The following is a 25,020-nucleotide window of genomic DNA, read 5'->3' as shown; positions in this document are numbered from 1 at the left end:
CAATTTCATATTTTGACGTGCTTCAAAAAAAATCGATAAAAAAAGCCATCGCAACGGCGATGGCTTATAGAGAGATAAAATTGTCGAGTAATGGGATTAGGCTCGCAGTGAACGCTCACCGCGCGCCATACCAACGACACCAGAGCGAGCCACTTCAATCACTTCTGTTACTTCAGAAATGGCGCGAATAAAGGCGTCGAGTTTGTCGCCAGGGCCGGTCAACTGCACCGTGTACTGAGATGGGGTGACATCGACAATTTGGCCGCGAAAGATATCCGCGGTGCGTTTGACTTCTTCGCGCGCAAACCCATCGGCTTTGATCTTCACTAACAACAACTCGCGCTCTAGGTGATCGGTCTCGGAGACTTCTTGTACCTTAAGCACATCGATCAGCTTGTGCAGTTGCTTGAGAATTTGCTCAAACTGCATGCGGTCTGTTTCTGTAGTGATATTTAGCCGCGACAGGGTTTCATCATCGGTTGGCGATACGGTCAAAGATTCGATGTTGTACCCACGCTGTGAAAACAAGCCCACCACTCGCGATAAAGAACCCGGTTGGTTTTCAAGTAGTACTGAAATAATGTGTCTCATAATTAGGTTCTCTCCGTCTTGCTTAACCACATTTTATCCATGCCCTCGCCTTTGATCTGCATCGGGTAGACGTGCTCGGTCTCATCGACGTTGATATCGACAAACACCAGACGATCTTTCATATCTAAAGCTTTTTGCAAGCCCGATTCCAACTCTGCAGGCGATTGAATGCGGATGCCAACATGGCCATAAGCTTCGGCAATGGCAGCAAAATCAGGCACAGAGCTCATGTAAGAGTTCGAGTGACGACCTTGGTAGATAATGTCTTGCCACTGTTTGACCATGCCCAAGAAACGGTTGTTAAGGTTAATGATTTTAACTGGAATATCATATTGCAACGCGGTCGAGAGCTCTTGAATATTCATCTGAATACTGCCATCGCCAGTCACCACTAACACCTCTTCATCAGGGTGGGCAAACTTCACGCCCATCCCCGCGGGCAGACCAAAGCCCATGGTGCCCAAACCGCCTGAGTTAATCCAACGACGCGGCTTGTTAAACGGATAATACAAGGCGGCAAACATCTGATGCTGACCGACATCAGAGGCCACATACGCATCGCCATTGGTCAGACGGTGCAAGGTTTCAATCACTTGTTGCGGCTTGATACGCTCGGGATCGGTCTCATAAGCAAGACACTGGCGTTCACGCCAAGACTGAATCGACTGCCACCAAGGGTCGAGGTTTTGCAACTCGGTGCCGGCTTCTTGCTCAACCAACAACTTGAGCATGGCGTCGAGCACCTTGTCTGCCGAGCCGACGATCGGCAAGTCCACTTTGACATTTTTTGAAATCGACGACGGGTCGATGTCAATGTGCATGACTTTGGCATTAGGGCAGTATTTTTCTAAATTGTTGGTGGTGCGATCGTCAAAACGAACGCCAACACCAAAGATCAAATCGGCATTGTGCATGGCCATATTGGCTTCGTACGTACCGTGCATCCCCAGCATCCCCAACGAGTTGGCATGGCTGCCGGCAAAGGCGCCGAGCCCCATCAAGGTACTGACCACCGGAAGATTGAGCTTTTCAGCCAACATGGTCACTTGGCGATCGGCTTCTGAAATCACCGCGCCACCGCCGACGTAAAGTACCGGCTTTTTCGCTGCGACCAAGGCTTTTAACGCTTTTTTGATCTGACCTTTATGGCCAGAGGTGGTCGGGTTGTATGAACGCATCGACACCGACTCTGGATACTGATAAGGGAATTTTAACTGCGGATTCATCACATCTTTTGGCACATCAATCACCACCGGGCCAGGGCGGCCAGTCGAAGCAATGTAGAAGGCTTTTTTGATGATCTCTGGAATGTCTTCGGCTTTTTGCGCCATAAAACTGTGTTTGACGATTGGGCGTGACACACCAATGATGTCACACTCTTGGAACGCGTCATTACCGATCAAGTTGGTCGGTACGTTCCCGGCAATCACCACCATGGGTATCGAGTCCATGTAGGCGGTCGCAATCCCCGTCACCGTATTGGTTGCCCCCGGTCCAGAACAGACCAACACCACACCGGGTTTACCGGTTGAGCGAGCATAACCATCGGCCATGTGGGTCGCGGCTTGTTCGTGTCGAACTAAAACGTGTTTAATTTGATCGTCTTTGGCGTGCAATGCGTCGTAAATATCGAGCACTGAGCCCCCAGGGTAGCCAAAGATTTGCTCTACGCCTTCTTCGATCAGAGATTGGACGATCATCTCTGCGCCGGACAACATTTCCATATTTTCTCCTTATCAGAGCTTGGATCACAGGTAAGTAATAAAAGTCTGATTTTACATAGTTTAGGTCTTATTCGTAGCCTAACTCGAAAAACCTCAGCTTTTCGGGCTATGCTCAACTCAGATCATAATCTGAGCCGATGACGCCCTTACTTTACTCTGCGCGTGACCAATACGCCAATGTGCGCTAGAGCACATATAAAATTATCCACCAACAAAGATAGAAAATTAAGGGTTATAACCCAAACTATCGACAGATCAATGAAATTAAAAACCAAGGTAATAAAAAAAATGAAATAAAATAAAAGAAAACATCGAGAGTCATGCCGTAATCAACCATCCAAAAACGTCGCTTACGTCACTTTTACAGCATAATATATTGTCATCATCAATAAATGAGACGCAAAAGATAGCCCCAAACAGAGGGTGAAAAAAACAGCACATTAGACATTAACTTTGTTCTTGAGCCAATAAATAATCCATAAAAGAATGGCTTTTCAAACCAATGGCACAAATTCAAAACAAAGCGCAAACAATCTTATCGCGCAGTGTAAAAAACGCGCACCCTTTATTCCCCTCTCCCCCTGATAAGCCCGGCGGCACAAGGCCAGTATCGAGACTTAGGCTTGCCATTGACCTTGTGCGCAAAATAACCGCTTAGCAAAATTTGTCCCATTAACCCCGACGGACAACGCACAGCGCGATGCTCATCAGGCCAGCCTAGACAGCCCAAAAGGCCAACCGCTGCGCTTGTTGTACAAACTTGGCCCAGTCACGACAGCAAGTTTAAAAGGGGCGGGACGTCGGTGTGATAGCGCCTGACCATGATGATGTGACGGCGCTTTATGATCGGTGAGGCTTTGTGAGTGACACTGCGTTAATAACGCTATTGGTGACGTGCGCTTCGTGATCTCTTAACGATGACATAAACGCGCACGACACCCAAGGGGATAACGGTTGGGGGACTTCGTTAATTACGAGGCCGTTTGATACATGCGATCGATAAGGCCAGCGTATTTCTCGGTGATCACCTTGCGGCGCAGTTTGAGCGTTGGGGTGATCTCACCAGATTCAATCGAAAACGCGACCGGCAACAAGGTAAAGCGCTTAATTTTTTCAAAGTTGGCCAACTCCTGCTGGATAGACTGCAAACGCTCATCGAACAGCGCTTGTATCTCTCGGTGCTTAAGCAAAGCGTCACGGTCGCTAAAGGCAATACTGCGCTCTTTGGCAAACTGCTCTAATGCCTCAAAACAAGGTACGATCAAGGCCGACACAAAATGGCGCATGTCCGCCACAATCGCCACTTGCTCAATGAACTTATCTTGGCCAACCACTCCTTCGACTCGCTGCGGCGCAATGTATTTCCCGCCGGAGGTTTTCATTAGCTCTTTGATGCGGTCAGTGATGTGTAAACGACCTCGCTCGTCGAGATGGCCCGCGTCACCTGTTTTGAGAAACCCGTGTTCATCAAAGCTGTCGGTTGTGGCTTGCTCTAACCCAAAGTAGCCTCGCATCACCATAGGCCCGCGCACTAAAATCTCATTATTGGCGCCAATCTTGATCTCCGTATTGGGCATCGGCTCGCCAACGGACTCCATTTCGATACCGGTGTCGGCCCAGCAGGTCACCGTAGCCGTGGTTTCTGTCATGCCGTAACCGAGTTTGACATTAATGCCCATGGCGTGAAAAAAGCGGCCAATGTTGGCGTCCAACTTAGCGCCGCCACAAGGCATCATTCGAATGCGACCACCGAGCGCATCACGCACACGTGAATACACCAGTTTATCGGCTAAGCGATAACGCAGCGAATCGGTTAATTGTGGGTTTTCTAGTGCTTTTTTGCCTAAAGACTCCGCCCAAGTCAGCAGCGCTCGGCGGTAAAACGGCGCTTTGGCGGCTTTTTCGCGAATGCCTTGGTAGACTTTTTCATAAAATCTTGGCACCGCACACATCAAGGTGGGCCGTACTTGTCCTAACGCCGCTTGCACCTCGGCAGGGTTGGCAAGATAGGCATTACAAGCACCGCGGTACAACACGTAGTAGCTCCAAGCGCGCTCAAAAATATGTGCCAAGGGTAAAAAACACAAAGAGACATCCTTTTGGCCGACATCGAGTCTTTGGTCGTGTGCTAACAATTGCGCGCCGAGGTTCGCGTGATCCAACATTACCCCTTTGGGATTGCCCGTGGTGCCAGAGGTGTATATCAAGGTAAAGAGATCTTGTTGCTCAAGGCTTTCGACCCGCTGAATCAATTCTGAGTCCGGCGTTTTGTCCGCCATGGCGATAAAGTCTCGCCAAGCGAGTAATTTGCCTTGGTCGGGCAACGCAATGCTATCGTCTAAGGTAATGATCCAAGGACAAATATGCGCCACGGCTGCACGTGCTGCCAGCGCGATCTCCAACTGTTGCTGCGAGCCAACGAACACCACCTGCGCTTTAATATCACCTAAAATATGACACACTTGCTCAAGCGTACTGGTGGCGTAAATCGGCGTACTGATGGCGCGAATTTGCAGCAAACCAACATCGGCAAATGTCCAACGCGGGCTATTGTCAGCAAAGATAGCCCCGGTTTGTTGTACCCCCATTCCCATATGCAGCAAGGCCTTGGCCACCGCATCACTCTGCTGGCCAAACTGGCGCCAGGTGAGAGATTGCCATTGCCCTTGTTGCTCAAAACGCATGGCCGTCTGATCGGCAAGAGCATCAAATTGGGTTCGTAAATGAGTAACAAGATGGAAAGAAGGCTGTGTCATACAAGGGCTCGTCAGTTCAGCTTACAAGTGTTAGCTATCTAAAATGATGAAATTCTATCCATCGCCATGCAAAAGACAAGTCTTAGTCAACGTTTGTTGACAAAAATGCGCAGTTTATTGGTATTAAGAGGTTATTTATTGCTAAAACTCAAATTAATGACAAAAAGCGCTGCCGATCAGCAACGCTTTTCCCATCGAGGCACGAGGTTATTTGGCGACCACTTTACCGCAAGAAGCCATCAACTGATCGCGAAGCCACACGTGGCCTTTGTCTTTTTCACTCGATTGATGCCAGCTCAAGTAACCGCAAATTTCTTTTTGTTCGAACGGGAAGGTCAAGATTTGCAATTGGTCACTGTTAGAGGCATTTTCCGCCATCCAACGCGGGGCAACCGTGACGAGATCAGACTGGGCAACAACGTACAATAAGTTGCTCAAACTGCTGCCTTCATAAGAAGCGCTGGTGGGTATGTCTCGGTAGGCTTGCTCAGAGAAACAACGCTGGCCGTGCGCTTTAGACAGCTTGGCCAAGCTTTCATTGAGCAGTTGCTCTGGGGTGATCTCACCCTTGATACGCGGATGGTTTTTCGACGTCACCACCACCAATTCATCGCGAAACACTTCGGTGCTGCAAAAACCACTTTCTTCAAAGCGCGCGTAGTCGATAACAAAATCGATGTCTTGGAAACGCAAACGCTGAGACAAGTTGTCATCGAATTCCGCATCGAGATGCAACTGAACATGCGGTGCCTGTTGGTGAATATCATTCATCACCGTCGGCGCAAAACGCATATCACTTGGGCTGCAAATCGACACTTTAAACATGCGAGTAGAGCTTTCTGGTTGGAAAGACATCGCCGGCAATTCGTTGCGGATTAACTGCAACGCCTGACGAACAGGGCCAAACAGTTGACGAGCGCGTTGGGTCGGTGAAATGCCGCGCCCTTGACGCATAAACAATTCATCATTAAACATGACTTTGAGACGCGCCACGGCATTGCTCACCGCCGGCTGAGACATCCCCAAATTGTGAGCGGCACGGGTAATGTTTTGCTCTTGCATAACAGCGTCAAAGACGGTCAGCAAGTTTAAATCGACACCGCGCAATGTGCTTTCATTGTGGCGATAGCTAGCAACAGAATTGATCGCTTCTTTTTTATCTAACATGTCTCGTTTTCCTCATCGTGATGTAGGCCGTGTTGTATTTGTATACGCAATGCCAGGCCCAAAGATAGTTCGCTTAACTAATGTTGACCTCACTATGATTCATTTAGCTGGTGATTAGTATCAAACTTGATATTAAATCAGCTCTTTTTAGACCAAAACACAAAAATCACTTTAATATCATCAACTTGAGGTTTTTATAAAAAAATATAAATCCAAGTAATTTATCTTTTTTAGAACAATTATTGATTGAGGTTATCATTTTAGGGTCTTTTTAAAACACAAATGAAACAAAGAGAGCAACCATTCAGCCAGTCAATACCGGCCCTGTCAGCGACTCTGATAACACGAGGTAGCCCATGATTTGACGATGTTAAAGCCATTAACCGTGTCGATTAACCCTGGCGATTGAGCTTGGAAAAAGCCAACAAAACCTCTTTGGCAAAGTTAATCCGCGGCTGTGCCAACGCTCCTTTTCGCCACGCCAGATACAAAGCATTCTTCGGACCGGTTGGCCCTAGGCTGACTAGCCGTCCAGACTCAATGGCCTCACGACACAAATAATCGGGCAGCACCGAGTACCCCACTCCAGTGTGAACCATACCGGCAATGGCGCGAATATCCGGACATCGAGCAATCAGCCGTGAGGTGCACTTTTGGCCAAAGGCAAACTCAAAGTACTCGCGGATGAGCGGCAACTCACCATCGTAACTGATCAAAGGTAACGCATTCAGCGCCGCAGCGGTCACCGCCTCTTGAGGCATTTGTTGAGCCAGTAACGGGTGCGCCACCAACATCAGCTCTTCACTATCGAGTAAAGCGTAATCGTACAAGCTCGCCTCAGGTAAAGAGGCGGTGATCGCCAAATCGGCACTGCCTTGCGATAAAGCGCGGTATATTTGTTCGCGGTTGCCCGGCAAAATTGCAATATCAAGCTGGCCCGACTGCAGCAAATTGGCCAATTGGGCTGAAGCCACATAGCTGATGTACTCAGGCGGCCCTGCCAAGGTGATCACGCCACTGATCTGCGTCGAGTGCGCCCGCATCGACGCCACCTTTTGTTCAATCGCATCCATGTGACCAGCCACTTGGTGCGCCAAATCGTGGGCGGCATCGGTTGGGTCGACCCCGCGATGACGACGGGTAAACAAGGGCTTGCCTACCACTGATTCCATGGTTTGAATGTGAGCGGTCGCCGCCGGTTGAGATAAGCCGAGGTGCTCGGCGGCTTTAGAAATATTGCCGCAGCGATACACTTCGACAAAGGTGCGCAGTTGAATAAAATAAGCCATATTTGCTATCAGTTTTCTGATGGTTACTACAATATTAATTGAATTCTACTGATTGTAAATCTCGTTTAAGCTGGCGGCATCTTTTATTGATAGGACAGTATTCATGCATCGCCTTCCTGTAAACGCTCTTTTGATCAGTGCCCTTTTTGTCAGTCACAGTACCAGTGTTTTTGCTTCAGAAAATACCGAGATGGCGGCAGAAAAAGGCCAAGTGTTGGTATTGCTTTCAAGTGAAAGCGCCATGACATTAGCCGATGGCAGTCAATATCAAACGGGTTATTACCTCAACGAATTTGGCGTCCCGGCCGATGCCTTGCTAAAAGCCGGTTACCAATTGGTCATCGCGACGCCAAAAGGCAACGCGCCACGCGTCGACCAAAATTCGGTATTGCCCATGTACTTTGATGGCTCAAAACAAGAAATGCAGCGCATCGAAAAGGTGGTCAATCAACTCGACGGCCTTCGCGACCCGCTGTCTTTTGACCAATTGCTGCAAGGCGGTTTACAAACGTACCAAGCGGTGTTTATTCCCGGTGGACACGCCCCGTTGATCGACCTGGCCAACAACCCACAAGTCGGTGAGATCTTGCGCCATTTCCACCAAGCGAAGAAACCCACGGCGGCCATTTGCCACGGCCCGATTGCGTTACTCAGTGCCCAAGCTCAGCCACAAGAGTACTTAACCGCCATGGTCAATGGCGAGTCACAAGCGGCCAAGCAGTGGATTTATCAAGATTATAAAATGACCATCTTCTCTACCCCTGAAGAGCAAGTGTTTGAGCAATCCCTCGGAGGCAAGTCGCTGACTTATTACCCAGCCGATGCGATGAAAAAAGCCGGCGGTGCCATGGACTACGCCGAAAAGTGGCAACCTCATGTAGTGGTTGACCGCGAACTGATCACCGGTCAAAACCCGTTTTCCGACGACGAGCTAGCCAAGCAATTGCTCAAGGCGCTCAACGCGCAAACCAAGCAGTGATTCAACGCACTGCCCAATCCCAAATTTCCCGAAAAGAGGACCAAGAACAATGAGTGAAAAAGTCATTTTAATTACTGGCGCATCAAGTGGTATTGGTGAAGCCACCGCACGAACCTTAGTCAACGCAGGCCACAAAGTGGTTCTCACCGCCCGCCGCCAAGCGCGCCTTGATGCTCTGGTTGCCGAATTTGGTGACCACAACGCGCTGGCCATCGCGGCCGATGCGACCGATTACCAAGCACAGCAACAAGTGGTTGAGGCTGCTATCGAGCGCTTTGGTCGCCTCGACGTGGCGTTTGCCAATGCCGGGACGGGGATCAGTCAACCCGGTACAGAAAACGGCGATCCCAACGAGTGGAAAAAAGTCATCGATATCAATATCAATGCCCTACTTTGGACGGCGCACACCACCTTGCCTCATTTGCGCGCTAGCCAAGGTCACTTTATTCTCACCAGCTCTGTGGCAGGTCGAGATACCCATGCTGGCAGCATTTACAGCTCATCAAAATGGTTTGCTTATGGCTTTGGGCAAAACTTGGCGTTGGAAATGGCGCAATGGCAAGGTCGCTGCACAACCATCACTCCGGGCATGGTCAACACCGCGTTTTTTGACCAGCCTAAGCTTGATAAACTGCAGCCCCAAGATATTGCCGATGCCGTGCTGTACGCCATTTCAGCGGATCCGCGTGCCAACGTTCGTGAAGTGCATATTATGCCGAGTTACTGATTACTGAGTGAAAGACAGTGGGACACAGTGTAAGACAGTCAAACACAGTGTAAGACAGTGAAACACAGTGTAAGACAGAAGCAAGATCACTGCGTTTCAAGATCGCTGCGCTTCAAGTAGCAAGGAAAAGACAAAGACAGTGGGACACAGTGTAAGGCAGTCAAACACAGTTTAAGACAGTGAAAGACAGTCAACAGCTCGCGACGGCCGGGGTCGGCAGCCGAGGTAAGTGCGCAGTCACCAACACGGCGATGCGTTAGAGGCTCCGACCCCTAAGAATGGTGTGGGACAGTCAAAGACAGTGAAACACAGTGAAAAGCAGGAGCAAGATCACTGCGTTTCAAGATCGCTTCGCTCCAAGTAGCAAGAAAAAGACTTAAAACCCAAACAGCTCGGTTTTGACCTTTCTTGCCACTTTAGCGAAGCGTCCTTGCAGTGAAACGATCTTGCAGCGAAGCGATCTTTTCCCTGTATCAAGCGCAGCGAACTGTGTTTCACTGTTATTGACTGTCTTTCACTGTTATTGACTATGTTTCACTGTTATTAACTGTGTTTCACTCGACTAACGGTGCTTACATCGCCGCCGCGTAATCGGGGAAATCCACTTGCTCCCACAAGGTGCGATGCAAACTTTGCTGATCATGCCACTGGCCACTGACCACCCAGCGAGCTAAGGCTGCGGCAACATCGGGATAGCGAATACTCTCCGCATCGTCAGAAGCAATCCACTCGCGCACCACCGCCGCATCTAAGCTCTCCATCACACTGGCAAGGCCTAGCGTTTCGAGCGTTGCGACATTACTTTGCTGCTCAAACTGACCAGCCAGTGGCTTTAACAACAGCTTTTTCCCCAAAGACAAAGCTTCAGAAGGCAGTTCAAAGCCACCATTGGCCATCACGCCGCGACAACGCAATAAGTAGTCGTGGAAACGGGTACTCAGCGGGTGCCATTCTATATCGCTGCCTTGGTGCACTTGGTGAATATCGGGATGGAAACACACAAATTTTTGCTCGCCAAAACGTGAGAGCAAGGATTCCACTTCCTCCAGAGACTCAAAAGGAAGGTAAACCAAAATAAAGTCTTCTTTTTTTACCCCGGTCGGTTTGATATCAATGATCGGCGGCAAAATGGGCTGATCAAAGTGATACCAATGCAACGCCACATGATGATTGGCAGGCGCAAAGTGTTCGATCATCTGCTTGTCTAACCAACTCGCGCCTTTAAGTGGCACCGAATGGCGAAACGCATTTTGGTGACTGATGCCAATACAAGGTACGCCTTGACGTTTGGCCGCCCATGCCGTGACGGGCTCAAAATCGTTGATCACCAAATCATAACCCGATAAATCAAGCGCCAACACTTCATTCCAAAAGCGGGCGATGTTGTTGTTAATCGCGGTCTTAAAATAGTCGACTCGACCTTTGTCAGTCACAAATGACAGCCCTTTGCGCACCGCAAAGTCACCAAACACCGCCATATCAAAAAACTTTTCACGCTTGCGGCCAGAAAATAAAAAATCGACCTCGACATCGTGCTGTTGAAGCGCAGAAGCCATCGCACGTGCTCTGGCCACATGACCATTGCCCGTCCCCTGAACACCATAAAGAATACGCATTAAGAAATCCCTAGGATGTGTAATGCGAGGTGAGCACAGGAAATTCCCAAACCAGCCCCTATCACCACATCCGTTAGAAAGTGAACACCTAACAAAATTCGTGAAGCGCCAATCAAGGTTCCCCAGCACCAACCAAGCCAAGCCCATTGAGGGAAGAAGGTGCTGATGAGCGTTGCCATAACAAACCCGGCAGCCGTGTGGCCAGAGGGCAAACTATAGCGATCAGAAGGGGTAATAAATGCCGACAACAAGTCACACAAATCACTTGGGCGACGTCGTTTAAAACCATTTTTGAGTGTCCAATAAATTGGCAACTCAATGGCAAACGCCACCAACCCGGCAGCGAGAAATACCCCGCCAACTTGTGGATGCAACCACCAACACAGCAAACCGAGTAGCAAATACAGATCGCCGTCGCCACTGCGCGAGATCATTTTACTAATGGTCGCCACTTGGCGATTAAACTTATGCTGCAAACAAAATGTAGATACGGCTAAATCGAACCGGACAATAGACTCGATAGTGCGCATATTTATCCCTTACTGTGATGACACTTTGTACCGTTAGAAAATTAAAAAATTTGCGTGACAAGTACGTGACGGATCGTTTGAAGTTCGATGACAGCGGCAAGTACATATTAAATTCACTAACAAATACAAAGCGTTATTAAATATGAAACTTTGAAGACAATAAGCACTTAATGTCTTATTTGAAAAAAGTCCACTCAAAAAAGCCGTGACGCATCTCGACTCTTAGCGAGAAAAACTTGACGTCAAGCGATGAGTAGGTTACTAATTGGTTATCAATTTGTGGAAAGGTCAACAATACCATTATGACATTTAACGTTTCTCTCCTCCTGAGCCTCCTCATCGTGAATCAATCGCGCGGGTAGCTTGTGGAAGAAACACCACAGACAAGATTACAAAGCCCGCATCGTTATGCGGGTTTTTTTATACCTATAAGATTTTATACCTTAAATGCCGGAAGAAAGCGACTCACCAACAACAAAGGATGCAAACATGAGTGACCAAGTGATTATTTTTGACACGACCCTACGCGATGGCGAGCAAGCGTTGTCAGCCAGTTTGACCGTAAAAGAAAAACTGCAAATCGCTTACGCACTCGAGCGCCTCGGGGTTGATGTGATTGAAGCGGGCTTTCCCGTGTCGTCGCCAGGCGATTTTGAATCGGTGCAAACCATTGCTCGCCACATTAAAAACAGCCGCATTTGTGGTTTGTCACGTGCGGTAGAAAAAGACATTGATGCCGCCGCAGAAGCGCTTAAAGTCGCTGAAGCGTTTCGCATTCACACCTTTATCTCGACCTCGACCATCCACGTTCAAGACAAGTTGCGCCGCAGCTACGACGACGTAGTTGACATGGCCGTTCACGCCGTGAAACACGCTCGCCGCTACACTGACGATGTCGAGTTTTCTTGCGAAGACGCCGGCCGCACGCCTATCGACAACTTGTGCCGCATGGTTGAAGCCGCCATCAATGCGGGCGCGACAACGGTGAACATTCCCGACACCGTGGGCTACACCGTACCCAGCGAATTTGGCGGCATCATCACTAACTTGTTTAACCGCGTCCCTAACATCGACAAAGCGGTGATTTCTGTGCACTGCCACGACGACTTGGGCATGTCGGTTGCCAACTCGATTTCCGCGGTTCAGGCCGGAGCGCGCCAAGTAGAAGGCACGATTAACGGCATTGGTGAGCGCGCGGGCAACACCGCCTTAGAAGAAGTGATCATGGCACTAAAAACCCGTGAAGACTACCTAGGGATCACCACTGGCATCAAACACAACGAAATCTCCCGCACCAGCAAAATGGTCAGCCAGCTTTGCAACATGCCAATCCAAAGCAACAAAGCGATCGTCGGTGCCAATGCCTTTAGCCATTCATCAGGCATTCACCAAGATGGCATGTTGAAAAACAAAAACACCTACGAAATCCTAACGCCAGAGTCGATTGGCCTACAAAAACAAGCGTTGAACTTAACCAGTCGCTCAGGTCGCGCGGCGGTGAAAAGCCATATGGATACCATGGGCTACAACCAAGACGAGTACAACCTTGATGTCTTGTACGAAAACTTTTTGAAATTGGCCGACCGCAAAGGCCAGGTATTCGACTACGACCTTGAGTCTTTGATGTACTTTTCTAACTTGCGCGAAGAAGATGACTTCTACAAGTTGAACTATTTAAGTGTACAATCAGGCAGCGTGATGGCCACCACCAGCATCAAATTGCAATGCGGTGACGATGAGCGCTGTGAAGCGGCGGTGGGCAATGGCCCGGTCGATGCCCTTTACCAGTGTATTTATCGCGTCACCGGTTATGATATCGTGTTGGACAAATTCGATCTCACCGCCAAAGGTGAAGGAGAAGACGGCTTGGGTCAGGCGGATATTATTGCCAACTACAAAGGCCGTAAATACCACGGTACTGGCATGTCGACCGATATTGTTGAAGCCTCAGGCGAAGCACTGCTTCACGTGATCAACAGCATTCATCGCGCCAACCAAATCGAACAAATTAAGAAACAAAAAATCGCATAAGACCGCGCCAAGGTGCCCACTGCCGGCGCCTTGGCCACAAGGTCAACACAACATCCGGCCGAGAAGCCAATAAAAAAACGCATAAATTTAAGAAAAAGGATCACCATGACAGACAGAAGCTATACGATCGCCATCCTACCCGGTGACGGTATCGGCCCTGAAGTGATGCAGCAAGCGGAAAAAGTGCTTAATGCTATTGAGAAAAAACACGGCATCACATTGCAACGCAGCCAACACGATGTCGGTGGTATTGCCATTGACAACCACGGCTGCCCATTACCAGAACAGACCGTCAAAGCGTGTGAAGCGGCAGACGCCGTCCTGTTTGGCTCTGTCGGCGGTCCAAAATGGGAACACCTACCGGCCAATGAGCAGCCAGAGCGCGGTGCCCTACTGCCGCTTCGCAAACACTTCCAATTGTTCTGTAACTTGCGTCCAGCACAAATTCACCAAGGCCTAGAAGCGTTCTCGCCTTTGCGTGCTGACATTTCTGACCGCGGTTTTGATATCGTGGTTGTGCGCGAGTTAACCGGTGGCATTTACTTTGGCCAACCCAAAGGCCGCGAAGGCGAAGGCGCCAACGAAAAAGCCTTTGATACCGAGGTTTACCACCGCTACGAAATCGAACGCATTGCCAAAATCGCCTTCGAATCCGCGCGCCTACGCGACAAAAAAGTATGCTCTATCGACAAAGCGAACGTACTACAAAGCTCTATCTTGTGGCGCGAAGTGGTCGAAGAAGTGGCAAAAGACTACCCCGATGTCGAGCTGTCACACATGTACATCGACAACGCGACCATGCAACTTATCAAAGACCCATCGCAATTTGACATCATGCTGTGCTCGAACATTTTCGGCGACATCATTTCTGACGAATGCGCGATGATCACCGGCTCGATGGGCATGCTGCCGTCAGCCAGTTTGAACGAAAGCAAATTTGGCCTTTACGAGCCAGCAGGTGGCAGCGCACCGGATATTGCCGGTCAAAACATTGCCAATCCCGTGGCGCAAATTTTATCGGCGGCCTTGATGCTGCGTTACAGCCTAGGTGAAGAAGAAGCGGCACAATCAATAGAAAAAGCCGTATCACAAGCCTTGTCTGCCGGTCAATTGACGGCGGATCTCGCCGGTAACAAACCCGCGCTATCGACCTCAGAGATGGGTGACATCATCGCCGCTTACATAGCGCAGCAATAAGGCACACGGACAGCAATGTGGCAGTCTTGGGGCTGCCTATAAAAACCCACTGGAGAGAAGAGCAATGGGCAAAACATTATACGAAAAAATTTATGACGCTCACGTGGCAGTGGCCGCCGCAGGGGAAACCCCGATTTTGTACATCGATCGTCATTTAGTACACGAAGTGACCTCACCACAAGCGTTCGACGGTCTGCGTGAAAAAGGTCGTAAAGTTCGCCAAGTGAGCAAAACCTTTGCCACCATGGACCACAACGTCTCAACCACCACCAAAGACATTACCGCTTCTGGTGAGATGGCGCGCATCCAAATGGAAACCCTATCAAAAAACTGTGAAGAGTTTGGGGTCACCTTGTACGACATCAACCACGAATACCAAGGCATTGTCCACGTGATGGGCCCAGAGCTTGGCATCACGCTTCCGGGCATGACCATTGTATGTGGTGACTCACACACCGCCACCCACGGCGCGTTTGGCTCGCTGGCCTTTGGTATCGGTACGTCGGAAGTTGAGCACGTATTGGCAACCCAAACCCTAAAACAAGCCAAAGCCAAAACCATGAAGATCGAGGTTCAAGGCAAGGTCGCACCGGGGATTACCGCCAAAGACATCGTGTTGGCGATCATCGGCAAAACCACCGCTGCTGGCGGCACCGGTTACGTGGTCGAATTCTGTGGCCAAGCGATCCGCGACTTGACCATGGAAGGCCGTATGACGGTGTGTAACATGGCGATTGAATTGGGGGCCAAAGCCGGCTTAATCGCGCCAGATGAGACCACCTTTAACTACATTAAAGGCCGTAAATTTGCGCCAAGTGAACAAGATTGGCAAGACGCCGTCGACTACTGGACCAGCTTGCGCAGCGACGACGATGCTGAATACGACGCTGTGGTGACTCTCGATGCCACCCAAATCAAACCTCAGGTCACTTGGGGCACCAACCCAGGTCAGGTGATTGCCGTGGATGCAACCATCCCAGACCCTAAGGACATGACTGACTTAATTCAGCAATCGTCTGCCGAGCGCGCGTTAAAATACATGGGCCTTGAAGCGGGTAAACGCCTAAGTGACTACACCGTCGACAAAGTCTTTGTTGGCTCTTGCACCAACTCACGTATCGAAGACATGCGCGCCGCCGCTTCTATCGCTCAAGGTCGCAAAGTGGCCGACCACGTCGAAGCCATCATCGTACCGGGCTCAGAGCAAGTCAAAGCGCAAGCCGAAGCCGAAGGCCTAGACAAAATCTTTATTGAGGCGGGTTTTGAGTGGCGTATGCCAGGTTGCTCGATGTGCTTAGCGATGAACAATGATCGCCTAGGCCCACACGAGCGCTGTGCGTCGACTTCAAACCGCAACTTTGAAGGTCGCCAAGGCCGCGATGGCCGTACCCATTTGGTTAGCCCAGCCATGGCTGCCGCCGCCGCGATTGCCGGCCGTTTTGTTGATATCAGAGAGTTGGACTAAGGAGAGCATATCATGACAGGTTTTAAACAACACACTGGGTTGGTCGTGCCTCTTGACGCCGCTAACGTCGATACCGATGCGATCATTCCTAAGCAGTTCTTGCAGAAAGTCTCTCGCTTGGGCTTTGGCAAACACCTTTTTCACGATTGGCGCTTCCTCGACGATGCCGGCGAGCAGCCCAATCCCGAGTTTGTGCTTAACTTCCCGCAGTACAAGGGCGCGAGTATTTTGTTAGCCCGTGAAAACTTTGGCTGTGGTTCTTCTCGTGAGCACGCGCCTTGGGCCCTAGCGGATTACGGCATTAAAGCCATGATCGCCCCAAGCTTTGCCGATATTTTCTACGGTAACTCGATCAACAACCAAATGGTGCCCGTCCGCCTGAGTGAGCAAGAAGTCGACGCGTTATTTGACTACGTTGAAAACAACGAAGGCGCCGAGATCACCATCGACCTCGAAGCATTAGAAGTGCGCGCTAATGGGGAGACTTATTCGTTTGAAATCGATGAGTTCCGTCGTCACTGCTTGCTCAATGGTCTCGATAATATCGGTTTAACGCTACAACACGCGGATAAAATTGCCGAATACGAAGCGAAGATCCCAAGCTTTCTTAAATAATCGTCTTTTGACGGTTCAAAGACCGACAATGCGCTGCCAATCTTGGCGGCGCTTTTTTTATCAAAACTGAAGAGTATGGGACAGTCAAAGACAGTGAAACACAGTGTAAGACAGAAGCAAGATCACTGCGTTTCAAGATCGCTTCGCTCCAAGTGGCAAGAAAAAGACAAAGATAGTGGGACACAGTGTAAGACAGTCAAACACAGTATAAGACAGTGGAACACAGTGTAAGACAGTCAAACACAGTATAAGACAGTGGAACACAGTGTAAGACAGGAGCAAGATCACTGCGTTTTAAGATCGTTTCCTGTCTCAAGCGCAGCGAACTGTGTTTCACTGTTATTGACTGTCTTTCACTTTTTCTTTGAGCGAAGCGATCTTTTCCTGTCTCAAGCGAAAGAAAACCCCTCGCCGGCCGTTCTATATCTTTAACAAGACAACCCCAAATACCATCGCCGAATAGAGATAGCCCCTATGAGACTAGCCACACTATTGAGACTCCCCAAATTACTGCTTTGCTTGTTACTGCTTACCCCACTTTCTGCCTATGCCGCGCCCAAATCTGATCTTTGGGATTTTTGGTCTGATCACAATGCTCAATCAACGCAAAAAGTCGATCACAGCCAATGGCAAGCAATACTGACTCAATACGTCAAAACCGAGGGGGAACAGACCTACTTTCGCTACGGCGACATCAGCAGTCAAGACCGAAACGTCTTAACTCAGTACCTAAACCAACTCACGTCACTCGACCCTCGCGATTTAAACCGCGCCGAGCAATTCGCCTACTGGGTCAACCTTTACAACGCGTTAACCGTCAATCTGATTGTCGAGAACTACCCACTCAAGTCGATCACCAAACTCGGCGGCCTATTCTCGTTTGGCCCTTGGGATCAAGACATCACCCAAGTGGCGGGCCAAACTCTGACGCTCAACGACATTGAACACCGTATCCTACGCCCAATTTGGCAAGATTACCGTATCCATTACGCGGTCAATTGTGCAAGTATCGGTTGCCCTAACCTCTCTGCCACCGCCATCACAGCCGACAATACCGAGGCCTGGTTAACGACGGCAGAAAGCGAATTTGTTGCCAGTCAAAAAGCCATGTCGATACAAAAGGGCAAAAAAGTGATTTCGTCTATTTTCGTTTGGTATCAAGAAGACTGGGGTGGCCGCGAGCAGGTCAAGCGCTACTTAAGTGAAAAACGCCCCGAGCTCGCCAAGCAAAATGGCGACTGGGATGACGCCTACGACTGGGATTTAAACGTATGGCCAAAAGCGCAGTAAAGGCATCACCAGCCCGAAAATAAAAAAACGCGCCATACTCTGGCGCGTTTTTTATTTTTATTGACCACCTTGGCAAACTGGCCGAGGTTACGCGGCGTGCTCATTTATCGCGGCGTACTTAGTTGTCATAGATCACTTAGTTTCCATAAATCAATTAGTTGCCATGGCTCACTTAGCTAGCGCGGTGTTTTTTGATCATATCGTAGGCGTTTTGGATCTCTTGCGATTTTTCTTTCGCCACATTCATCATCTCTGGTGGCAAACCTTTGGCCATGAGCTTATCTGGGTGATGTTCGTTCATCAATTTGCGATAGGCACGCTTAATCGTTTTATCATCATCACTTTTATTGACGCCCAAGATTTGATAGGCACTGTCAAGCTGTCCTTGGTTGGGTTGCTGACCAAAACCGTGCGAAGAAGAACCGCCCGCCCCTTGCTGATGAAAGCCCTGCTGCTGTTGAAAGCGAAACGCCGCCATATAACGGGCCAAACGCGCCTCGAGATCGCGAGCCGAAAAACCGAGCCCCTTGGCCACCCGTTGCAACACGTCGCGCTCACTCGGGTGTAAATCACCGTCGGCAAACGCCGCTGAAATTTGTAGCTCTAGGAAAAATTGCAACAAATCATAACGGCTGTTGGTCGCTTGTTTGACGCTGGCTAAGGTCTCTTCGAGCGGGAAATCACTTTCTTTACCGGCGCGAAAGGCGGCTTGAGCGGCACTGCGCTGCTCACCGTGCAGGTTCATGCGCTCCATCATCGCACTGGCTAATTGGATCTCTTCGGCCTTGACCTGACCCTTTGATTTGGCCACGTGCCCCATGACCGAAAATGCCGCGTTAAAAAAAGCACTTTGTCGCTCTGCCTGATTAGGGCCGCCGGCAAAACTGCCCGGATTAAACCCCGCGCTGCGGCTCATGCCTTTGTCGAACTGATGACCGATAAAACATCCCAATGCCGCACCGATTACGCCACCGAATAAAAAGCCAAAAAAGGCCCCGAGCAATTTACCAAAAATCTGCATCTTACCTACTCTATCAATGAATTTTTTCCGCCTATTGCGGTCTTATTTTAGCCGTGTGTCAAACCATGGTTCAACGAGCCATCGCAATGGCTTCCGATCATAGAGACCACAGCACCCGTAAAAAGTGTCAAAATGCGTTGCAGTACTGACTCATTCAAAAGTGAATACCGCTTTTTGATCGCGATGGCGAGCGAGATGACAATCTTGACACTGAGTTTGTTACACTTTCTTTTTTGCCTGACTTTCGGCCTCTAGACTGGCCAAGCCATGGACGCCAGAGAAACAACACAAGGCGACAACGTATCAATGCTGGCGTTAGACAGACCAACGCCGGCAAAAGAACAAGGCAGAAAGCATAGCACGAACACCGCTTGTGATGCGCCTCTAACTTCTGTGCTTTGTGATTTTATGGACAACAAATGATAATGATTAAATGGGGTTTATAGTGCCGATAGCAATGAAATCCTTTATCATGGATAATTATGACAACCATCTGGCAGATCTCGCCATCTAGCAGTAGTGACACAGGAAAGTTCAATCCAATGCGACAATTTACCCGCACAGTATTAGCGGCCTCAATAAGCTACGCCTTGTTCGTGCCTGCAACCCACGCTGAGTCTTCTAAAGACTCAAACACGATGAAATCCACTCAGTCGACCTCGAGTAGTAGCGATGATCTCAACCAAGAAGTGGTGATCACCTCCGATAAACTCGAAGCCGTCAATGGCGACAAAGCGGTTTATTCAGGTAACGTCAAAGTGACACAGGGCAAAAAGTCCATTGCCGCCGATACCATGACCTTGCACCAACAAGACAACGTCGCAGTGGCTGAAGGCAACGTAAAAATGACCGATGGCAATGTAGAAGCCACCTCGGACAAGGTCACCAATAATCTCAACGACGACACGTTTTCACTAGAGAACACCCAATACCAATTCACCTGTCAGCAAGGCCGCGGGGAAGCCGCCTACATCGCCAAGACAGGCCAAGCCATGTACGAACTGGAAGATGGCTCTATCACCTCTTGCCCAGAAGGCGATGACTCATGGCGCTTGGTCGCCTCCGACATCAAAGTGGATCAAGACGAAGAAATGGCGACCTTGATCAACCCGCGTTTTGAAATTTTAAATGTCCCGGTCGCCTATTTCCCTTATTTGACCTTGCCGATTGGCGAAACGCGCAAGTCCGGATTTTTATTCCCTTCGGTGTCTTATGGCTCCGACGACGGCTTTGAAACTGAAGTTCCCTATTATTGGAACATCGCCCCTAATTTAGATTTGACCTTCACCACCCAATACATTCAAGAGCGCGGGGTCAAATACAACGCCGATTTTCGTTACTTGAGTTCCTCGTTTGGCGAAGGGCAGATCAGCGGTGAGATCATCAACGCCGACAGCAACTACGACGATGAGCGCCGCTGGGCAATGCAATTTGAGCATTCAGGACTTCTCGACAAGCACTGGCTCCTCGATGTTGATTATTCGAAAGTCAGCGACAACGATTACTTTCAAGACTTCTCAACCGATATCGGCAGCCGCGACGAAGGTTACTTGACCCAATCTGGCACCATCGCTTATCGCAGTGCGAATTGGGATGCGGCGCTAAAAGTGAAAGACTTTCAAGTGCTAGAAGATGATACCGAACCGTATCAAATGGCGCCGCAGTTGGCGTACAACTACTATGTTCCCCTGACTCGCCATCTCAATTTCGACGTCAAATCGCAAGCGACGCGCTTTATCATCGACGATGCCAGTCAACCCGACGCCACGCGTTTGCACATCGAGCCTGGGTTTACCATTCCGCTCAACAGCACTTGGGCAACCTGGACCACAGAAGCGCGCTACTTAAGTACTTACTATCACCAAGACATCGATAACATCACTGATAGTACGCTCCAGGGCGAGCTTAGCAGCGAAGTGACGCGCAACATCCCTGAGTTTCGCAGCCATGCCGGTATTTACTTTGAGCGACCGCTGGATTGGTTTGGTGGCTACACGCAAAGTTTCGAACCGCAAGTGCAGTATTTGTATATCAAAAACACCGACCAAAGCGACATTTACAACTACGATACCACCATTTTGCAAACCGATTATTACGGCCTGTTTCGCGATCGCAAATACAGCAGTATCGACAAGATCGCCGCTGCAAATCAAGTCAGCTACGGTGCCACAACCCGTTTTTACGACAGCGACTACAAAGAGCGAGCGAATATCGCCTTTGGTCAAATTTACTACATCGACAAAGACACCAAGATCACCGACGATGATGACGCATCAAGCTACTCTTCTTGGGCGGTCGAAGCGGATTTCAACTTCAGCGATAACTTGTTCTACCACGGCGGTGTTCAATACGACGTCGACGGCCGAGCCATGCAGCTCGCCAACAGCACCATTGAATACCAAATGCCCAAGGGGTTTGTGCAGGCCAACTACCGCTACGTCAGTCTCGATTACATCGAAGACAACCTCAGCTATGACGATTACTCCACCATCACCAGTGACGGTATTTCGCAAGCGGGCTTAGTGGGCACTTACCAAATCACCAACCGCTGGTCGACCGCCGGTCAGTACTACTACGACACGACCGAGCACGTCAGTATGGAATGGCTCGCCAGCGTCAAATACAGCTCTGACTGCTGGTACATGACGGTGTCTTATTCGAAACAGCTCACCGGTTGGGATGGCGACACCGTCGGCGGAACCAGCCACGCGGAATACGACAACAATGTGGGTATCAACTTTGGTATCCAAGGCTTTGCCACCAACAAACGCAACGAAAGTGCTCAGAAAATGCTCGACGATTCGGACATGTCTATCGAATACGGCCGACCGTTTTATCTCAGTAACTAATTTTTTAACCATTGGCAAAGATGGCCAATGCCACCCAAGAAGTAATGGGAAGACTCAATGAAAATAACCAAATTGCTGCTTTTATCCCTTGCGTGCTCTTTTGGCGCTTTCGCCGCCCCGCAAGAACTCGATCGCGTTGCGGTCGTCGTCAATGATGGGGTCGTACTCCAAAGTGATATCGACACCTCGCTAAAATTGCTGCAAGTCAATGCCAGAGAGCAAAATCAATCCTTGCCAGCCCTCTCGGTGCTGCGCGAACAAGTTCAGGACAAACTGGTTCTCGACACGTTACAAGCGCAAGAAGCCAAACGCATTGGCGTGAGTATCGACGATCAAGATCTCGACAAAGCCATCGCCTCGATCGCTGAAAACAACGACAAAAGCGTGCCGCAATTGTTACAAGAGCTCAATGACGCCGGGATCAGCACCCGCGAGTTTCGCCAACAAGTGCGCCGGGAAGTCGAAGCCAACGAAGCGCGTAATGCCTTGGTTCGCCGCCGCATCAATATCATTCCCGCCGAAGTCGATAGCCTGGCCAAAGTGATGAGTGAAGAGAGCGATAAAACCGTCCAATACCGCATTGAACACATTCAACTGCGCGCAGACGAAACCAACAAAAGCGAAGTCGAAGCCAAAGCCGAAGACTTGGTGGCTAAGCTCGAGCAAGGCGCTAACTTCAAAGAACTCGCCTACACTTACTCCAAAGGTCCCAAAGCGTTAGAAGGGGGCGATTGGGGTTGGATGCGCAAAGAAGAAATGCCCACCATCTTTGCCGATCAAATCAGCTTGCCGAGTAAAGGGGCCATCATCGGTCCTTTTCGCAGCGGTGTTGGCTACCACATTTTGAAAATTGCCGATATAAAAGGCCTGCAAACCGTCTCCGTGACCGAGGTCAATGCCCGTCATATTTTGATTAAACCCACCATCATTTTAAGTGATCAAGGGGCGCAAAAAGAGCTGAAGACCTTGCGCAGCGAAATCGAAAGTGGCGAAGCGAGTTTTGGTCAACTGGCGAGTAAATACAGCCAAGACCCAGGCTCTGCCGCCAAACAAGGCAACCTAGGCTGGCAAACCCCAGATCTTTACGTGCCAGAATTTAAACACCAAGTCGAAACGCTCCCGGTGGGTGAGATCAGCGAACCGTTTAAAACCGTACACGGCTGGCACATCGTGCAAGTGATCGAGCGCCGCCAAGTCGACAAAACCGAATCGGCGATGAAAAACCGCGCTTATCAATTGTTGTTTAGACGCAAATTTAACGAAGAAGCGACCGCTTGGACACAAGAGCTCAAAGCCGGCGCCTATATCGAGAACATTGGATCGGACGAAGAATAATGGTATTAGCTAACCCCCAAACCTCAGTCAAACGCATTATCGTCACCGCAGGCGAACCGGCGGGGATTGGCCCAGACTTAGTGCTCGACCTGTCAAAACAAGACTGGCCACACCAAGTGGTCGTGTGTGCCGACAAACAATTGCTGGCCGAGCGCGCCGACCAACTCGGTATTTCGGTCTCTTTGCTGGATTACGATCCCAACCAAGCCGCCAAACCACAGCAAGCGGGCACCCTACAAGTGGCGCACATCGCGATGGCCGAGCCTTGTACCACGGGTCAATTGAATGAAGCCAATGGCGGATACGTGTTAAAAACGCTAGAATACGCCGCCCAAGGCTGTATGAATGGCGAATTTGATGCTATTGTCACCGGTCCAGTGCACAAAGGGGTGATCAATCGTTCGGGCGTTGCCTTTAGCGGCCATACCGAGTTTTTTGCCGAGCAGTCCAATACCCCGCTGGTCGTCATGATGCTGGCAACCGAAGGATTAAGAGTGGCGTTAGTCACTACGCACATCCCTCTGGCGTACGTATCGAAAGCCGTGACCAAAGAGCGGCTCACCGCCATCATCGATATTTTGCATCGAGATATGGTGGAAAAGTTCGCCTTGCGCGAGCCCAAGATTTACGTGTGTGGACTCAATCCGCACGCCGGTGAAGATGGCTGCCTCGGTTTCGAAGAAATCGACACCATCACACCAACATTACAACAACTTCGTGATGAAAAAGGCTATCACCTCGTCGGTCCATTGCCGGCCGATACCATTTTCAATCACAAATATTTACAAGACGCTGATGTGATTTTAGGCATGTATCACGACCAAGTCTTACCGGTACTCAAGTACAAAGGCTTTGGTCGCTCGGTGAACATCACCTTGGGATTGCCTTTTATTCGCACCTCCGTAGACCATGGCACCGCACTGGACTTAGCGGGAACAGGTCAAGCTGATACAGGAAGTTTCCATACGGCACTGCGTCACGCAATCGAACTGGTAGAGAATAAACAATGAGAAATGATGTCCATCTCGGACACAAAGCGCGTAAACGTTTTGGTCAAAACTTTTTAAACGATCCGTACGTTATCGACGGCATCGTATCGGCAATTAACCCCCTGCCCGGGCAAAATCTGTTGGAGATTGGCCCAGGTCTTGGCGCCTTGACTGAACCTGTTGGCCGCGAAGTCGATAAATTTTCCGTCATCGAATTGGATCGCGACCTCGCCGAGCGTTTACGCCACCATCCAGAATTGGCCGACAAGCTGACCATCCACGAAGGGGATGCGATGAAGTTCGACTTTTCCCAGTTGGTGCAAGAAGGCAACAAACTGCGTGTATTTGGCAACTTGCCGTACAACATTTCAACGCCTTTGATGTTTCACTTGTTTGAATACCATCAGCACATTGAAGACATGCACTTCATGCTGCAAAAAGAAGTCGTCAATCGCTTGGCGGCCGGCCCGGGCTCCAAAGCCTATGGTCGCCTGACTGTTATGGCGCAGTACTTTTGCAAAGTGGTACCGGTTCTAGAAGTGCCACCGACCGCGTTTGTGCCACCGCCAAAAGTCGACTCAGCTGTAGTGCGTTTAGTGCCTTATGAAACCTTGCCACACCCAACCACGAGCCTCACTTGGCTAGAGCGCGTGTGCCGCGAAGGTTTCAACCAAAGGCGCAAAACCGTGCGCAATTGCTACAAAGGCTTGATGTCGCAAGAGACACTCGAAGGCCTGGGTATCGACACCAGCATGCGCCCGGAATCATTAACACTGGAGCAATTTGTCGCCATGGCGAACTGGTTAGACAAACAACATTAATCACTCAAAAAGGTGCCCACGGGCGCCT

General features: G+C 49.8%; 19 protein-coding genes. 11 read left to right on the top strand and 8 right to left on the bottom strand.

Annotated elements, in window-relative coordinates; genetic code table 11:
- Nucleotides 1–96: 96 nt before the first annotated feature.
- From ilvN to AB0763_RS02850, 5 genes are all read right to left on the bottom strand, one after another.
- Nucleotides 97–591, bottom strand: a complete 495-nt coding sequence (gene ilvN, locus AB0763_RS02870; protein WP_306101048.1) for an acetolactate synthase small subunit — start codon at nucleotides 589–591, stop codon at nucleotides 97–99.
- Nucleotides 592–593: 2 nt separating this feature from the next.
- Nucleotides 594–2,315, bottom strand: coding sequence for an acetolactate synthase 3 large subunit (locus tag AB0763_RS02865; RefSeq protein ID WP_306101047.1), 1,722 nt, complete (start codon nucleotides 2,313–2,315; stop codon nucleotides 594–596).
- A gap of 971 nt (nucleotides 2,316–3,286) precedes the next feature.
- Nucleotides 3,287–5,071, bottom strand: a complete 1,785-nt coding sequence (locus AB0763_RS02860; RefSeq protein ID WP_306101046.1) for a long-chain fatty acid--CoA ligase — start codon at nucleotides 5,069–5,071, stop codon at nucleotides 3,287–3,289.
- 207 nt (nucleotides 5,072–5,278) lie between these two features.
- Complete coding sequence (gene leuO / locus AB0763_RS02855) at nucleotides 5,279–6,238, bottom strand: transcriptional regulator LeuO (protein WP_306101045.1); 960 nt, start codon at nucleotides 6,236–6,238, stop codon at nucleotides 5,279–5,281.
- 392 nt (nucleotides 6,239–6,630) lie between these two features.
- On the bottom strand, nucleotides 6,631–7,527 hold the full coding sequence (locus tag AB0763_RS02850; RefSeq protein ID WP_306101044.1) for a LysR family transcriptional regulator: 897 nt from the start codon (nucleotides 7,525–7,527) through the stop codon (nucleotides 6,631–6,633).
- Nucleotides 7,528–7,630: 103 nt separating this feature from the next.
- On the opposite strand from AB0763_RS02850, the gene AB0763_RS02845 reads away from it, so the two are divergent.
- Nucleotides 7,631–8,506: a type 1 glutamine amidotransferase domain-containing protein gene (locus tag AB0763_RS02845; protein WP_306101043.1), complete on the top strand. Its 876-nt coding sequence runs from the start codon at nucleotides 7,631–7,633 to the stop codon at nucleotides 8,504–8,506.
- Between the two features lie 49 nt (nucleotides 8,507–8,555).
- On the top strand, nucleotides 8,556–9,233 hold the full coding sequence (locus AB0763_RS02840; RefSeq protein ID WP_306101042.1) for an SDR family oxidoreductase: 678 nt from the start codon (nucleotides 8,556–8,558) through the stop codon (nucleotides 9,231–9,233).
- 572 nt (nucleotides 9,234–9,805) lie between these two features.
- On the opposite strand, the gene AB0763_RS02835 is transcribed toward AB0763_RS02840, so the two are convergent.
- Nucleotides 9,806–10,849 carry an MJ1255/VC2487 family glycosyltransferase gene (locus tag AB0763_RS02835; protein ID WP_306101041.1) on the bottom strand — a complete coding sequence of 348 codons (1,044 nt, stop codon included), beginning with the start codon at nucleotides 10,847–10,849 and terminating at the stop codon, nucleotides 9,806–9,808.
- Nucleotides 10,849–11,379, bottom strand: a complete 531-nt coding sequence (locus AB0763_RS02830; RefSeq protein ID WP_306101040.1) for a phosphatase PAP2 family protein — start codon at nucleotides 11,377–11,379, stop codon at nucleotides 10,849–10,851. The genes AB0763_RS02835 and AB0763_RS02830 overlap by 1 nt, the downstream gene beginning before the upstream one ends.
- A 489-nt stretch (nucleotides 11,380–11,868) precedes the next feature.
- Here AB0763_RS02830 and leuA point away from each other — a divergent pair, with 489 nt between their 5' ends.
- From leuA to AB0763_RS02805, 5 genes are all read left to right on the top strand, one after another.
- Complete coding sequence (gene leuA / locus AB0763_RS02825; protein WP_306101039.1) at nucleotides 11,869–13,410, top strand: 2-isopropylmalate synthase; 1,542 nt, start codon at nucleotides 11,869–11,871, stop codon at nucleotides 13,408–13,410.
- Between the two features lie 105 nt (nucleotides 13,411–13,515).
- On the top strand, nucleotides 13,516–14,607 hold the full coding sequence (gene leuB / locus AB0763_RS02820) for a 3-isopropylmalate dehydrogenase (RefSeq protein WP_306101038.1): 1,092 nt from the start codon (nucleotides 13,516–13,518) through the stop codon (nucleotides 14,605–14,607).
- Between the two features lie 64 nt (nucleotides 14,608–14,671).
- A complete protein-coding gene (leuC, locus tag AB0763_RS02815) occupies nucleotides 14,672–16,072 on the top strand; it encodes a 3-isopropylmalate dehydratase large subunit (protein ID WP_306101037.1) in 1,401 nt (466 codons plus the stop codon).
- A gap of 12 nt (nucleotides 16,073–16,084) precedes the next feature.
- Nucleotides 16,085–16,687: a 3-isopropylmalate dehydratase small subunit gene (gene leuD / locus AB0763_RS02810; RefSeq protein ID WP_306101036.1), complete on the top strand. Its 603-nt coding sequence runs from the start codon at nucleotides 16,085–16,087 to the stop codon at nucleotides 16,685–16,687.
- Nucleotides 16,688–17,161: 474 nt separating this feature from the next.
- Nucleotides 17,162–17,977: a DUF547 domain-containing protein gene (locus tag AB0763_RS02805; protein ID WP_306101035.1), complete on the top strand. Its 816-nt coding sequence runs from the start codon at nucleotides 17,162–17,164 to the stop codon at nucleotides 17,975–17,977.
- Between the two features lie 172 nt (nucleotides 17,978–18,149).
- Here AB0763_RS02805 and djlA read toward each other — a convergent pair whose 3' ends face one another.
- The gene (djlA, locus tag AB0763_RS02800) at nucleotides 18,150–18,998 is read right to left on the bottom strand and encodes a co-chaperone DjlA (RefSeq protein ID WP_306101034.1); all 849 of its coding nucleotides are present in this window, start codon (nucleotides 18,996–18,998) and stop codon (nucleotides 18,150–18,152) included.
- Between the two features lie 542 nt (nucleotides 18,999–19,540).
- Between djlA and lptD the strand changes: the two genes are divergently transcribed.
- The 4 genes from lptD to rsmA are packed head-to-tail and all read left to right on the top strand — an operon-like array spanning nucleotide 19,541 to nucleotide 24,992.
- The gene (lptD, locus tag AB0763_RS02795; RefSeq protein ID WP_306101243.1) at nucleotides 19,541–21,847 is read left to right on the top strand and encodes an LPS assembly protein LptD; all 2,307 of its coding nucleotides are present in this window, start codon (nucleotides 19,541–19,543) and stop codon (nucleotides 21,845–21,847) included.
- A 57-nt stretch (nucleotides 21,848–21,904) separates the two neighbouring features.
- Nucleotides 21,905–23,182: a peptidylprolyl isomerase SurA gene (gene surA / locus AB0763_RS02790; protein WP_306101033.1), complete on the top strand. Its 1,278-nt coding sequence runs from the start codon at nucleotides 21,905–21,907 to the stop codon at nucleotides 23,180–23,182.
- Nucleotides 23,182–24,192, top strand: coding sequence for a 4-hydroxythreonine-4-phosphate dehydrogenase PdxA (gene pdxA, locus AB0763_RS02785; protein ID WP_306101032.1), 1,011 nt, complete (start codon nucleotides 23,182–23,184; stop codon nucleotides 24,190–24,192). The genes surA and pdxA overlap by 1 nt, the downstream gene beginning before the upstream one ends.
- On the top strand, nucleotides 24,189–24,992 hold the full coding sequence (gene rsmA / locus AB0763_RS02780; RefSeq protein ID WP_306101031.1) for a 16S rRNA (adenine(1518)-N(6)/adenine(1519)-N(6))-dimethyltransferase RsmA: 804 nt from the start codon (nucleotides 24,189–24,191) through the stop codon (nucleotides 24,990–24,992). The genes pdxA and rsmA overlap by 4 nt, the downstream gene beginning before the upstream one ends.
- Nucleotides 24,993–25,020: the final 28 nt, after the last annotated feature.

The sequence above is a fragment of the Vibrio sp. HB236076 genome, from assembly GCF_040957575.1.
Classification (GTDB): domain Bacteria; phylum Pseudomonadota; class Gammaproteobacteria; order Enterobacterales; family Vibrionaceae; genus Vibrio.
The sequence above is the reverse complement of the archived record's forward strand: the minus strand, read 5'-3'. Positions and strand labels throughout refer to the sequence as shown.